Genomic DNA, 12,843 nt, shown 5'->3' on the forward strand with positions numbered 1-12,843 from the left:
TGAGCTGAGCCGATGCCCACGCCCGACTTCCTCTCCGCCCTCCTCCGCCCCGAGCTCGCCGAGCTCCACGCCTACACCCCGGTCTCGGGGCACTTCCCCGTGCGCCTCGACGCCAACGAGAGCCCGCCGCTCTTGTCGGCCGAGGCGCGGGCCGCCCTCGCGCGGGCCGCCGTGCCCGAGGACTGGGGCCGCTACCCCGACGCGCGCCTCGTCGAGCTCCGCGAGGCCATCGCCGCCCGCTGCGGCGTCGAGCCCGACGAGGTCCTCCCCGGCGTCGGCTCCGACGAGGTGATCTCGATCCTCCTGACCGCGCTCTGCCGCCCGCGGCCGGGCGCCGACGCGGCGACCATCGTGACGACCAGCCCCACCTTCGTCATGTACAAGCTGAGCGCCCGCGCGCGGGGCATGCGCGCCGTCGAGGTCCCGCTCGACGCCGGGTGGGATCTCGACGTGGCGGGCCTCGTGCGCGCCGTCGAGCTCGCGCGCCCGAGCGTCGTCTTCATCGCCTCGCCGAACAACCCGACCGGCGCGCTCGCGTCGGCGGACCGGCTCGAGGCGGTCATCGCCGCGGCGAGCGACGCCCTCGTCATCGTCGACGAGGCGTACATCGACTTCGCCCCGCGCGACCAGCTCGCCCTGGTTCGCAAGCACCCGAACGTCGCCGTGCTGAGGACGCTCTCGAAGATCGGCCTCGCGTCGCTGCGCGTCGGCTGGCTCGTCGGCGACCGCGCGCTCGTGGCCGAGCTCGACAAGGTCCGCCAGCCCTACAACCTGCCCGTCCCGTCGCAGCGCGCGGCCACGTTCGCCCTGCGCGAGCTCGGCGGCGAGCTCCGCCGCGCCGCCGCGTTCATCACCGAGGAGCGCGAGCGCCTCGCGCGCGGCCTGACCGAGCTCGGCGTCTCGGTCGCGCCGAGCCACGCGAACTTCCTCTGGGTCGGCACGCGCCGCCCCGCCGGGGAGGTCTTCGAGGCGCTCGCGGCGCGCGGCGTCCTGGTGCGCAGCTTCCACGGGGCGGGCGGGCGCCTCGCGCACCGGCTCCGCATCACCGTCGGCCTCCGCGAGGAGAACGATCGCCTCCTCGCCGAGATCGCCGCGTGCGCGTAGCCCCGCCGCCCTCCGCCGCGCGGCTCGCGGCGCTCGCGGCGCTCGCGCTGACCGCGGCCTGCGCCGCGCCCGAGGTCGCGCGCTCGGTCGACGGCCAGATCCTCGTGGGCCGCCAGATCTCGGCGCGCGCCTACGCGCTGTACGCCATCGGCGCCGAGGCCGAGGCGCGCGGCGACCTCGAGACGGCCCTGGAGGCGTACGAGCTGGCGGAGGACAGCGATCCCGAGAGCGCGGACATCTGGACCCGCGTCGGGTCGGCGCGCTGCCGCCTCGGCCGCCGAGAGGCGGCGGACGAGGCGTTCGACCGCGCCCGCGCGATCGATCCCGACTACGCGCCGGCCCACCTCGAGCAGGCGCGCTGCGATCTCGCGGCCGGGCGGCCCGCGGCGGCGCTCGGGCGCGTCGAGCGGGCGGTCCTGCTCGATCCGGATCGCGACGATGGCGTCCTGCTCCGGGCCGAGATCCTGCGGCGGCTCGGCCGGCCCGAGGACGCGCGCCTGTCGCTGCGGGCGCTGCTCGTGCGCCACCCCTTCTCGGCGGACGCGTGGCGCGCGCTGCACGCGGTGGCCCTCGAGGCCGGCGATCGCCCGGCCGCCGAGGAGGCGGCGCGGCGGCTGCGCGAGCTCGCCGCGCGGAGGACCGCCGCCTCCGAGCGGCCGGCGCCGCCCTGGGGGCCGCTGGCCGAGCTCGACGACGCGCTGGTCCACGGGCAGCTGCGCCGCGCCCGCCGCCTGGCGCGCGACGCGGATTTGCCGCCGGCCGAGGTCGCGGTGCGCGCGGCCGCCCTGGGCCGCGTCGGCGAGGCGCGCGAGCAGGCCGAGCTCGTCTCGGCGGCCGATCCGTCGAGCGCCTCCGCGCTCGTCGCGCTCGCGGTGGCGGCCGATCTGGGGGGCGATCTCGAGGCGCTGACCCGCGCCTGCGACGCGCTCCAGGCGCCCGCGGGCGGCGGCGCTGCGGTGCCCCCCTCGCCGCTCGCCCGGCTGCTCTTCGCCGAGCTGCTCTTCCGTCGCATCGGCCGCGACGCCGCGCTCGCCTGGCTCGGCCCGCTGGCGCCCCCCGCGCCCGGCGCCCGCGATCCGCTGTCCCGCGAGGTCGAGCGGCGCCTCCACCGGGAGCTCGCGGGGGGCGCGCCTGCCGCGCCCTGAGCTCAGGGCGACGGCTTCGCCTTGTTCTTCTTCTCGTTGTACTTCTCGAGATCGAAGTTGAGCTCGAAATCGAGGGTGTTCTCGCCCTCCTTGATCTCGATCTCCTTCTTCACGTCCTGATCGATGGCGGGCAGGAGGGCGGCGGTGAGCACCTTGCCCACGGGGATGTTCTTGATCTCGAACTGCCCGTCGAGGCCGGTCACGTCGTGCGTCGCGAACTTGAGCACGAAGACCTCGGCCTGGAGGAACGGCTTCGGCATCTTGTCCACGAGCTGGTAGTAGCCCGGCTGGGGCGGGAAGAACTTCACCGGCTCGCCTTGCGGCATGGCGACGAGGACGGCCATGAACGGGGCGCCCTCGAGGTTGGGCATGTAGGGCTCCAGCGGGTCGAGGTTCGCCACCTCGAGCCGTTGACCGAACGTCATGGCCACGGTGCGGGTCGAGAACGCGCACCCGTGGATGGTCACCTTCTCTGCCTCTTCGCGCTCGGGCACGTGGCCGCTGTAGTTGACGACGGTGACGAGCGCGTCGGCGACGGCGTTCTGCTGCCCCACGCGGAACAGCCTCCCGTAGGTGGCCGCGGCCTCGCCGCACTTGCCGGTCGGAAAGCTGAGCCCCGTATTGGGCGGCGGGTCTCCCTTGATGGTGACCCGCCCTTTCAGCGTCCCAGTGGGCCCGCTGTACGGCGCTTGCCGCTTCGGGTTCGTCACCTTGAGCACCGCTTCCGAGGTCAGCGAGATCGCGGACGCTGCCGCCGCCTGCGCGCTCGCCGCTGCGCCGGCGCTCGCCGCTGCGCTGGCGCTCGCCGCTGCGCTGGCGCTCGCCGCTGCCGGCGCCGCGCTCCCTGCCGGCGCCGCGCTCGCTGCGGGCGAGCCTCCGCTCGCGTTTCCCCCCTGACACCCGAGCGCCCCGAGCAGGGCGACGCTCGCCGCGCGTATCCGCCAGTTCCCCGCTGTCCTCTGCATCGTCTCGCCGTTCCGCATCGGCGCCGACTTTAGCAACTCGCGCGCCCCGCGCAGCACCGCGGTTTCGCCGCCAAGGGACGCGATCGCCGCTAGCGCCGGTGCCATCGTCGCCAAATGAGTTGGCGGCGCGCTGCGCCGCGCCGAGCTGGGACCCCCGAGGGCCGGGCGGCTCGGCGAGGCGCTCCCTCGGAAGTCTGTCTCAGTGGGAAGCGAGGACCGCGCGAACGGCGATCCCGAGCGAGGTCGTCGGCCAGATCCCGAGGACCATGACGAGCACCGCCGAGACGACGAGCGCCGCGTTGACGTACCCCGATCGCATGGGCCGGGCGATCGGCGCCCCCGGCGCCGGCTCGCGCATGTACATGAACACGAGCACCCGCAGGTAGTAGTACGCCGACAGCACGCTGTTGAGGAGCAGCGCCACGGACAGCGTGTACAGCTCCGCGCCCATCGCCGCCTTGACGATGTAGAGCTTGCCGAAGAACCCGGCCGTCGGCGGGACGCCGGCCAGCGACAGCAGAAACAGCGAGAACGCGAGCGCCGCCACCGGGTGCCGCTTGCCGATGCCCGAGAGATCCTCGTAGCTCACCGCCTCCGCGCCCCGGCTGCCGCACAGGATGAGCGTGCCGAACGCGCCGACCGTCGAGACCGTGTAGGCGAGCAGGTAGAACATCACGCTCGCCTGCGCGTCCTCGCTCGCCCGCACCGTCGCCGCGACGCCGACGAGCAGGTAGCCGGCGTGCGCGATGCTCGAGTAGGCGAGCATCCGCTTCACCGACTCCTGCCGCCCCGCGATGAGGTTCGCCACCGTCATCGTGAGCAGCGCCATCACCGCCACGGCCGGCGGCCAGCCCGCCGCCCACGACGACAGCGCCGGGCTGCTGAACGCGCCGAGCAGCACGCGCAGCAGCGTCGCGAACGCCGCGCCCTTCACCGCGACCGCCATGAACGTCGTCGCCGGCGTCGGCGCGCCCTCGTACGCGTCGGGCGTCCACATGTGGAACGGCACCGCGCTCACCTTGAACGCGAGGCCGACCAGCATCAGCGCCGCCCCGATGAGGAGCAGCGCCGGGTTCGGCGCCTTGTCCCCCGTCGCGCCCGCGATCGCGTCGCGGATCCCGGCGAGGTCGGTGTGCCCCGTCGCCCCGTAGATCAGCGCGCCGCCGTAGAGCAGCAGCGCCGCCGCGAACGAGCCGAGCAGGAAGTACTTGATCGCCGCCTCGGTGCTCCGCGGCGACGTCCGGCGGAAGCCGGTCAGCGCGTACGCCCCGAGCGACATCGTCTCCAGGCCGAGGAAGAGCGTCAGCAGATCGCCCGCGCCGGCGAGGATGATCGCGCCGACCGTCGAGAAGGTCAGCAGCGGGTAGAACTCCCCGCGGTCGAGCCGGTGCTCCGGGAGGTACCCCCCGGCGAGCAGCGCCGCCAGCGCGCCGCCCAGGCAGAGCACGAAGGAGAAGAACAGCGTGAAGCGGTCCATCACCAGGTAGGGCGCGAGCACGTCGACCCCGTCCAGCGTCTCGGGGCCGACGAACCCGACCGCGCCCGAGAACACCGCCCCGGCGAGGAGCGTGATCGCGGTCCCGAGCGCGATGTCGGACGACGGGCCGGAGCGGCGGTCGTGCGACTCCTCGCGGCGGTGCGAGAACGCCTCCGCCAACATCAGCAGCGTGCCGCCGAGCGAGACCACGATCAGCGGCGACACCGCGATGAACGGTCCGAGGTTCATCGCGCCACCTCCCCCGCGCGCGCCGCGAGCTTCCCGTCCACGGGCGGCTCGCGCCGCGCCTCCTCGTCACCCCCCGCCGCGCCCGCGCCGGAGCTCAGCCCGGGCGCCCCCTTCAGGAAGGCGGGGGAGAACGTGTCCTCGGGCAGGAGCTTCGCGTTCCGATCGTCCGCGAAGAGGATCGCCTGCCCGGAGACGACCTTGAACTGGTTGTACGTAGACAGGACCGACTCCTTCATCCGAGAGAGGAAGATGTCAGGGAACAGGCCGATCACGAAGATCATCAGGATGAGCGGCGCCAGCGCCAGGCCCTCGCGGGGCGTGATGTCGGGCAGGTGCTTGTTCTTCGGGTTCGTGAGCGGCCCGAAGAACATCTTCTGCACGACGCTCAGCATGTAGACGGCCGCGAGGATGACGCCCGCGGCGGCGCCCACGGTGTGGATCCCGCTGAAGACCCCGAGGCGCTCGGACACGTAGGTCGCGGTGATGATCATGAACTCGCCGATGAACCCGTTCGTGCCGGGCACGCCCACGGAGGCGAACGTCACGATGAGGAACAGCGTCGCGTAGACCGGCATCACCTTGGCGAGGCCCCCGAACTCGGAGACCTGGCGGGTGTGGCGGCGGTCGTAGATCACGCCGACGAGGAGGAAGAGCGCGCCGGTGGAGACGCCGTGGTTCACCATCTGGAGCACCGCGCCCTGGATCCCGCTCGGCGTGACGCCGAACAGCCCGAGCATCACGTAGCCGAGGTGGGCGACCGACGAGTACGCCACGAGGCGCTTCACGTCCGCCTGCTTCCAGGCGACGAGCGCGCCGTAGATCACGCCGCCGAGGATCGCGATGCCGGCCAGGTTGGCCGCGAGGCTGGAGGCCGGGCCGGGGAAGAGGCCCATCGAGAAGCGCAGGTACGCGTACGTCCCGATCTTCAGCATCACCGCGGCCAGGATTACGGAGCCGCCGGTCGGCGCCTGCACGTGGGCGTCCGGCAGCCACGTGTGCACCGGCCACATCGGCACCTTGATGAAGAACGCGATCGAGAACGCCCAGAAGCAGATCATCTGGGTGCCGCGCGGGAGCACCACGCGCGAGAGCGCGAGGTAGTCGAAGGAGTACGCGCCCGTGAGCTTCTGGTTCGCCCACACGAGGTACACGATGCCGGCGAGCATCAGCATCGAGCCCGCCATCGTGTAGACGAACAGCTTGATCGCCGCCTTGATCTTCTCGACGCCGCCCCAGATGCCGATCATCACGAACATCGGCACCAGCATCAGCTCCCAGAAGAGGAAGAACAGGAACAGGTCGAGCGCGACGAACGCGCCGAGCATCGCGCCCTGCAGGAGCAGGAGGCAGAAGCAGAGCTCCTTGATCCGGTTCTTGATCGACCCGAACGACGCGTACGCCGCGATGGGCGCGATGAACGTCGTGAGCAGGACGAGCCAGAGGCTGATGCCGTCGATCGCGACGTGCCACCGGATGCCGAGCGACGGGATCCAGTCCTTGATCGACTGGAAGTGCCAGCCCACCGTCATCGGCACGCTGAGCAGCCAGAGCGACGCGAGGAAGCCCGCGCCGAGCACGGCCAGCGTGAAACCGCGGAGCAGCGAGAGCATCTGCCGCGGCATGAACAGCACCGCCGCCGCCCCGACGAACGGCAGGCCGATGAGCACGTTGAGGAGCGACGACCACTCCCCGGACGCCTCCGACGCGGCGGCCGCCGCGTCGGACGGCCAGAGCCACTGCACGCCGAGCACGGTGAGCGCCGCGATCAGCCCGAGGCCGAACCGCTGCCACGGCGTGTACCCGGCGGCCGCGTGGGCCTCGCCGTGGCCGTGGTCGTCGCCGTGCCCGTGATCGTCGCCGTGCCCGTGATCGTGGTCGTCGCCGTGCCCGTGATCGTGGTCGTCGCCGTGCCCGTGATCGTGGTCGTCGCCGTGGGCGCCGTCCGCGCCCTGCCCGGCGCCCCTCGGGAGGACCGCTCCGACGACGCCGGCGGCGAGCGCCGGCCAGTAATGGATTACGAGGTCGAGCGCGCTCATTGCAGGCCCTTCGGCTGGATCAGGTCATGGATCTGCTCCGCCGGGGTCGTCCCCGGGGGGAGCGTGGGCACGTCCGGGCCCCGCATGGAGGTGGGGCTCGCCGGGTTCCCGCGGCTCGGCGGTCGCGAGAACGTGAACGTCTCCGTCGCCTCGCGGTTGAAGGCGTTGCGCACGCGGAGCACGATGTCCTTCTTCTCTCCCGGCTCGAGCTTCACCGTGACGTCGGGCGACTCCGAGAAGTCGCGCGACGGCACGCCCGGCCCCTCCCAGCGGTACTGGTAGCCGAGCCCCGGCGCCGCCGAGAGCTTCACCTCGCCGGAGCGGCGCAGGTCCGCGTCGTCGACGTCCGCGTCGGCGTGCGGGTTGACCAGGAACCAGCCGACGCCGGCGAGCCCGACGACCATCGACGCGGCGTAGACCTGCACGCGGCCCGTCTGGAGCGCGCGCAGCACCGTGCCGAAGAACCCGACCAGCGCGGCGGAGAGCTTCGCGATGACGCCGTCGATGATCCACTTGTCGGCCATCGTGAAGATGTCCGCCAGCGCGTCGACCATGCCCACCACCGTGGCGTTGTAGAGCTCGTCGATCCGCCACTTGTCGTAGATGAGCTGGTGGAGCCCCGGGAAGCTCTGGGCGAAGCGCCGCTCGGGCTCGCCGCGCTTGTTCCAGTACACGAGCATCGCGAGGCCGATGCCGGTGAAGCACGCGGCGACGCCGGGCAGCATCATCGGGAAGAGCAGCCCCTCCACCCCCTCGCGCGCCGCCACCGCGCGCGACGTCATCGAGAAGACCGGCTCGAGCAGGTGCGCGAGCGGCGCGAACGCGTGGTTGTGGGTGAGGTGCACGAGCGGCTCGGCCATGAGGAAGCCCGCGAAGACCGACAGCGCCCCGAGCACGATCAGCGGGATCGTCATCGGCAGCGGCGACTCGTGCGGCTCCGGGCCCTCGACCTTCTCGCCCGGCGCGTGGTGGTCGTCGTGGTGGCCGTGCGGGTGCGGGTCCTTCCAGCCGCGCACGACGGTCCAGCCGCGGAACTCGCCGTGGAACGTCAGGAAGTACGCGCGGAACATGTAGAAGGCGGTCATCGTCGCGGCCAGGATGCCGACCCAGTAGATCGCCGGGCCGAGCCAGTCGGGCCACTGCCACACCGGCTGCCCGCGCGTCGAGACCGACTCGATCCGGCCGGAGAACGCGCGCCAGAGGATCTCGTCCTTGGACCAGAACCCGGCGAACCCGGGGAAGCCCGCGATCGAGAGGCACGCGAGGAGGAAGGTCCAGCGCGTGAGCGGCATGTAGCTCTTGAGGCCGCCCATGTTCCGCATGTCCTGGGACTGGTCGGTGTCGTGGATGCGGGCGTGCATCGCGTGGATCACCGAGCCGGCGCCGAGGAAGAGGCAGGCCTTGAAGAAGGCGTGCGTGAGGACGTGGAAGAAGCCGGCCGCGAAGGCGCCGACGCCCACGCCGATGAACATGAACCCGAGCTGGCTCACCGTGGAGTAGGCGAGGACCTTCTTCAGGTCGTTCTGGAAGAGCCCGATCGACGCCGCGAACAGCGCCGTGGCCACGCCGGTCACCGCGACGACCGCCATCGCGAACGGCGACAGCACGAACACCGCCGAGAGCCGGGCCACGAGGTAGACGCCCGCGGTCACCATCGTCGCGGCGTGGATGAGGGCGGACACCGGCGTCGGGCCGGCCATCGCGTCCGGCAGCCAGATGTAGAGCGGGATCTGCGCGCTCTTGCCGGCGCAGCCGAGGAACAGCGCGAGCCCGACCAGGGTCGCCGCGTACACGAGCACCGGCTGCGACGGGATGATGAAGCTCAGGAAGCCGGGCACCGTGTCGGCCGACATGTTGCCGATCGGCCAGATCTTCACGGCGGAGAGCAGGTTGCCCGCGTTCGCCGCGATGCCGTCGAAGTTCAGCGTGCCCGAGTAGTAGGCGAGCATCGCCATCGCCACGAGGAGGCCGAAGTCGCCGATGCGGTTCACGACGAACGCCTTCTTGCCGGCGCTCGCGTTCTTGTCGTCCTTGAACCAGAAGCCGATGAGCAGGTAGCTGCACATGCCGACGCCCTCCCACCCCACGAAGAGGACGGCGAGGTTGTCGGCCATGATCAGCACGAGCATCGAGAAGCAGAACAGGTTCAGGTACGCGAAGAACCGGTAGTACCCCGGGTCCTCGCGCATGTACGCCGACGAGTAGAGGTGGATGAGGAAGCCGACGCCGGTGACGACGAGGATCATCGTCCCGCTCAGGCCGTCGACGCTGAAGGCGACGTCGATCGGGATCGACTGGCCCATCCGGCCGGAGATCGAGAACCAGCGCCAGGCCGTCCAGGTGAGCTTGCCGCCCTCGTGCGGCAGCATCAGGAACGTCGTCACGGCCGCCAGGAAGGCGCCGCCGAGCGCGGCGAGCGCCATCAGCCGGACCGCGTCCTTGCCGAGCCGCTTGCCGAAGAGGCCGTTCACGAACGCGCCGAGCGCCGGCAGGCCGAGCACCACCGCGAGCAGCGCGAACTCGGACGCGGGGAATAAGACTCTCAGGGCTTCCACGCTAACTCCTCAGGAGATCGGCGTCGTCCGAGCGCATCGTCTTCCGGATGCGGTAGAACGCGAGCACGATCGCGAGACCCACGGCGGCTTCCGCCGCCGCGATGGCGATGACGAAGAAAGTGAAGATCTGCCCGGCGTGATCCTGCGGGTGCACCCGGTTGTACGCGACGAGCGTGAGGTTCACGGCGTTGAGCATCAGCTCGATGCTCATCAGGAGGACGAGCAAATTCCTGCGCAGCAGGAAGCCCATCGACCCGATCACGAACAGCACCGCCGCGACAACGAGGTAGTACTCGATGGGGACGGAGATCATGACTTCGGCTCCTTCGTCGACAGGGTGAAGTGGCCCGTGAGGGCGCCCGGCTGCGGGTCCGGCGTCGCCGCGTCGCGCACCGGGACCTGGTCGTTTCCGTCCGGCGAGGCGGCCCCGGCCGGCAGCAGCGTTGGGTCGACCTGCTTGCCGCGAGCGACGGCGACGGCGCCGATCACGGCGACGAGGAGCAGCGCGCCCGAGAGCTCGAACGGCACGATCCCCTTCGTGAAGAGCTCGTGCCCGAGCGCCTCGATCGTCCCGAGCGCCTCGGGGGCCTCCGGGACGACCCGCGCGCCGGGCTTCGCGGCGCTCGCGACGAGGGCGAGCGCGCCGATGCTGCTCGCCGCGAGGACGCCGGCGCCCACGTAGCGCGGCACCGCGGTGCGGGCGTCGCGCGGCGACGTCGCCGACGGGCCGAGGAGCATGATCACGAAGAGGAAGAGGATGACGACCGCGCCCGCGTACACGAGGATCTGGATCGCGGCGAGGAACTCCGCGGAGAGCATCAGGTAGAGCCCCGCGATGCCGACGATCGACGTGAGCAGGCCCATCGCGCCGCGGATCGGGTTCCGGGCCGCGACCGTGGCGAGGCCACCGAGGAGGACGAGCAGCGACGCCAGCGCGAAGTAGGCGAATTCGAAGATTTTCACGGCGAGAGCACCCCTGTCGACGACCGGCCCTTGGTCTGAATGTACGCCTCGAACTCCTTGCGGAACTTGCGCAGGAACCCGAGCGCGGGCATCGCCGTGCCCTCGCCGAAGGCGCAGATGGTGTTGCCCATGATGTTGTCGGCGATCTCGTGCAGCCGATCGAGCTCCTCGATCGTCCCCTCGCCGTGCACGATGCGATCGAGGATGCGGTGGATCCACGCGCTGCCCTCGCGGCACGGCGTGCACTGGCCGCACGACTCGTGGCGGTAGAAGCGCATCAGGTTGTGCATCGCGAGGACCGGGCACGCCTTGTCGCTGAGGACGATGGCGCAGCAGGTCCCGAGCATCGTCCCGAGCGTGCGGAACGTGTCCACGCCGAGCGGCACGTCGAGCACGCTCTGGCCGTGCCACGGGTGGAGCGGCGACTTCTCGTTCGGCGCGTTCACGACCTCGTCGGCGCGCAGGATGGGGCACGACGAGCCGCCCGGGATGACCGCGAGCAGCTTGCCGTGCTTCACGCCGCCGCCGAGGTCGTAGATGAGCTCGCGGAGCGTGAGGCCGACGCACGCCTCGAAGATGCCGGGGTTGTTGACGTGGCCGCTCACGCCGAAGAGCCGGCAGCCGCCGTCCTTCAGGTGGTGCAGCGCGGAGAGCTTCGAGAAGCTCTCGCCGCCGAGATCGAGCGCCGTGGGGACCGCGGCGATCGTCTCCAGGTTGTTCACGGTCGTCGGCATCCCGAACGCGCCGAACTGGGCGGGGAACGGCGGCTTGAGCCGCGGCTCGCCGCGCTTGCCCTCGAGCGAGTTGAGCAGCGACGTCTCCTCGCCGCAGATGTACGCGCCGGCGCCCGTGTGGACGTAGACCTCGACGGGGTAGTCGATCCCGAACGGCCGCTTGCCGAGGTAGCCCTTGGCGCGCGCCTCCTCGATGGCGCCCCAGAGCCGCGCCTTCGAGAGGTGGAGCTCGTCGCGCACGTAGATGTACGCGGCGTGGGCGCCGATGCCGAAGCAGCCGATGATGCACCCCTCGACGACGGAGTGCGGGTTCTTCTCCATCAGCGTGCGGTCCTTGAAGGTGCCGGGCTCGCCCTCGTCGGCGTTGATGACGAGGTAGTGCGGCCGCTCGGGCTTCGGGGGCCACGGCATGAAGCTCCACTTCACGCCCATGGCGAAGCCGGCGCCGCCGCGGCCGCGGATGTTGGCCGCCTTCATCTCCTCGACGAGCGCCTCGCGCGTCATCCCGAGGGCGCGCTTCGCCTGCTGGTAGCCGCCGCCCTTCTCGTACACCGAGAGCTTGTGGCCGTCGGGCGTGTCGTAGTTCTTCGTCAGATAGCGCGTCAGCCGGAGCATCTCGTCACCTCGTCAACCGATCGAGGATCGCGTCCACCTTCTCGAGCGTGAGGCCCTCGTAGTAGTCGCGATCGACCTGCATCATCGGGGCGGTGCCGCACGAGGCGAGGCACTCTGCGGTGCGCAGGGTGACCTTGCCGTCCTGCGTGGTCTCGCCCGCGTGGATCCCGAGGCGCTTCTCGCAGTGGTGCAGCACGGCGTCCGCGCCGTTCAACGCGCAGCTCAGCGTCCGGCAGACCCAGACCTGGTGCTTGCCCACGGGCTGCTTGTTGAAGAGGGTGTAGAAGGTCGCGACCCCCTGGACGTGCGCCGTGGAGAGGCCGAGCTGCTCGGCGACCCAGCGCAGCACCCGTTCGGAGACCCACCCCTCCTGGCTCTGGCAGAGGTGGAGCACCGGGATGCACGCGGCCTGGCGGTTCGGGTAGCGCGCGAGGATCTTCTCGAACTCGGTTTGCCGATCGGCGCTCAGAGCAAATTTGTCGGTCATGTCGGCAGTTGGCACGGTCCGCTGGCTCCCTGGGCGCGCCGCGCTCGCGGCGTGCCCGCTTCGACATGCAGTCGGGACCCCCGTGGCGGGTCCCTTCCAACGAGGGTCGGCCCGGAGAACCCAGGCGCTACCTCGTGCGCCTCCGGAGTAGAGGCGCCTGCCGGAGGCGGACAGCCCCGCGCACCGGCGGCCGGGCATTCGGTTGTCCGTCGTACGGAGCCGTCCCGAGGCGCCGGCACGCTAGTGAGCGACGGTGGTCACTGTCAAGGCGCGCCGGGGGGGAAACCTCCAGCGAACCACGGAAACCCTCTCGCTGCCCAGAAACCTGGGCGACGCCTCGCGCCGGCCGGCCCGCCCGGACCGCGCCCGGGTGACGCGGTCGCGGCGTGTCGCGTCGCGCATCGGCGGAGAGCGCGCCCCGATGGTGAGCGAGGGCCCGGCGCGCGGGAGGGAGCAGCGCGCGGTCAGCGGGAGCGTGCGGTTCGACGCACGCGCCGCGCATCGCGCGCGTCG

11 protein-coding genes are annotated in these 12,843 nt (G+C 71.5%); 3 read left to right on the top strand and 8 right to left on the bottom strand.

Annotated features, from left to right (window positions below):
• Nucleotides 1–12: 12 nt before the first annotated feature.
• Both hisC and NQZ70_RS26775 read left to right on the top strand, forming a co-directional pair.
• A complete protein-coding gene (hisC, locus tag NQZ70_RS26770) occupies nucleotides 13–1,104 on the top strand; it encodes a histidinol-phosphate transaminase (protein ID WP_129576743.1) in 1,092 nt (363 codons plus the stop codon).
• Nucleotides 1,095–2,249: a tetratricopeptide repeat protein gene (locus NQZ70_RS26775; protein ID WP_129576744.1), complete on the top strand. Its 1,155-nt coding sequence runs from the start codon at nucleotides 1,095–1,097 to the stop codon at nucleotides 2,247–2,249. Before hisC ends, NQZ70_RS26775 begins: the two co-directional genes overlap by 10 nt.
• Nucleotides 2,250–2,251: 2 nt before the next feature.
• Here the strand turns inward: NQZ70_RS26775 and NQZ70_RS26780 are convergent, their stop codons facing one another.
• Nucleotides 2,252–2,959, bottom strand: coding sequence for a hypothetical protein (locus NQZ70_RS26780; protein WP_237244087.1), 708 nt, complete (start codon nucleotides 2,957–2,959; stop codon nucleotides 2,252–2,254).
• Nucleotide 2,960: 1 nt separating this feature from the next.
• On the opposite strand from NQZ70_RS26780, the gene NQZ70_RS26785 reads away from it, so the two are divergent.
• The gene (locus tag NQZ70_RS26785; protein WP_237244088.1) at nucleotides 2,961–3,146 is read left to right on the top strand and encodes a hypothetical protein; all 186 of its coding nucleotides are present in this window, start codon (nucleotides 2,961–2,963) and stop codon (nucleotides 3,144–3,146) included.
• A gap of 267 nt (nucleotides 3,147–3,413) precedes the next feature.
• On the opposite strand, the gene NQZ70_RS26790 is transcribed toward NQZ70_RS26785, so the two are convergent.
• The 7 genes from NQZ70_RS26790 to nuoE are packed head-to-tail and all read right to left on the bottom strand — an operon-like array spanning nucleotide 3,414 to nucleotide 12,345.
• Complete coding sequence (locus NQZ70_RS26790; RefSeq protein WP_129576746.1) at nucleotides 3,414–4,940, bottom strand: NADH-quinone oxidoreductase subunit N; 1,527 nt, start codon at nucleotides 4,938–4,940, stop codon at nucleotides 3,414–3,416.
• Nucleotides 4,937–6,976 (bottom strand): NuoM family protein, encoded by a 2,040-nt coding sequence (locus NQZ70_RS26795; protein ID WP_129576747.1) that lies wholly within the window; start codon nucleotides 6,974–6,976, stop codon nucleotides 4,937–4,939. The genes NQZ70_RS26790 and NQZ70_RS26795 overlap by 4 nt, the downstream gene beginning before the upstream one ends.
• The gene (gene nuoL, locus NQZ70_RS26800) at nucleotides 6,973–9,531 is read right to left on the bottom strand and encodes an NADH-quinone oxidoreductase subunit L (protein WP_129576748.1); all 2,559 of its coding nucleotides are present in this window, start codon (nucleotides 9,529–9,531) and stop codon (nucleotides 6,973–6,975) included. The genes NQZ70_RS26795 and nuoL overlap by 4 nt, the downstream gene beginning before the upstream one ends.
• 1 nt (nucleotide 9,532) lies before the next feature.
• Nucleotides 9,533–9,844: an NADH-quinone oxidoreductase subunit NuoK gene (gene nuoK, locus NQZ70_RS26805; protein ID WP_129576749.1), complete on the bottom strand. Its 312-nt coding sequence runs from the start codon at nucleotides 9,842–9,844 to the stop codon at nucleotides 9,533–9,535.
• Nucleotides 9,841–10,494, bottom strand: coding sequence for an NADH-quinone oxidoreductase subunit J (locus tag NQZ70_RS26810; RefSeq protein WP_129576750.1), 654 nt, complete (start codon nucleotides 10,492–10,494; stop codon nucleotides 9,841–9,843). Before NQZ70_RS26810 ends, nuoK begins: the two co-directional genes overlap by 4 nt.
• A complete protein-coding gene (gene nuoF, locus NQZ70_RS26815) occupies nucleotides 10,491–11,843 on the bottom strand; it encodes an NADH-quinone oxidoreductase subunit NuoF (protein ID WP_129576751.1) in 1,353 nt (450 codons plus the stop codon). The genes NQZ70_RS26810 and nuoF overlap by 4 nt, the downstream gene beginning before the upstream one ends.
• 4 nt (nucleotides 11,844–11,847) lie before the next feature.
• Nucleotides 11,848–12,345, bottom strand: coding sequence for an NADH-quinone oxidoreductase subunit NuoE (nuoE, locus tag NQZ70_RS26820; protein ID WP_237244089.1), 498 nt, complete (start codon nucleotides 12,343–12,345; stop codon nucleotides 11,848–11,850).
• Nucleotides 12,346–12,843 lie beyond the last annotated feature (498 nt).

Origin of the sequence: Sorangium sp. So ce836, assembly GCF_028553905.1 — a bacterium.
GTDB classification, from domain to species: domain Bacteria; phylum Myxococcota_A; class Polyangia; order Polyangiales; family Polyangiaceae; genus Sorangium; species Sorangium cellulosum_D.

What these genes read in the sequence shown, in the direction of transcription:
- hisC (WP_129576743.1), top strand. Translation starts at nt 13, where the DNA reads ATGCCCACGCCCGACTTCCTCTCCGCCCTCCTCCGCCCCGAGCTCGCC.
- NQZ70_RS26790 (WP_129576746.1), bottom strand. Translation starts at nt 4,940, where the DNA reads ATGAACCTCGGACCGTTCATCGCGGTGTCGCCGCTGATCGTGGTCTCG.
- NQZ70_RS26795 (WP_129576747.1), bottom strand. Translation starts at nt 6,976, where the DNA reads ATGAGCGCGCTCGACCTCGTAATCCATTACTGGCCGGCGCTCGCCGCC.
- nuoK (WP_129576749.1), bottom strand. Translation starts at nt 9,844, where the DNA reads ATGATCTCCGTCCCCATCGAGTACTACCTCGTTGTCGCGGCGGTGCTG.
- nuoF (WP_129576751.1), bottom strand. Translation starts at nt 11,843, where the DNA reads ATGCTCCGGCTGACGCGCTATCTGACGAAGAACTACGACACGCCCGAC.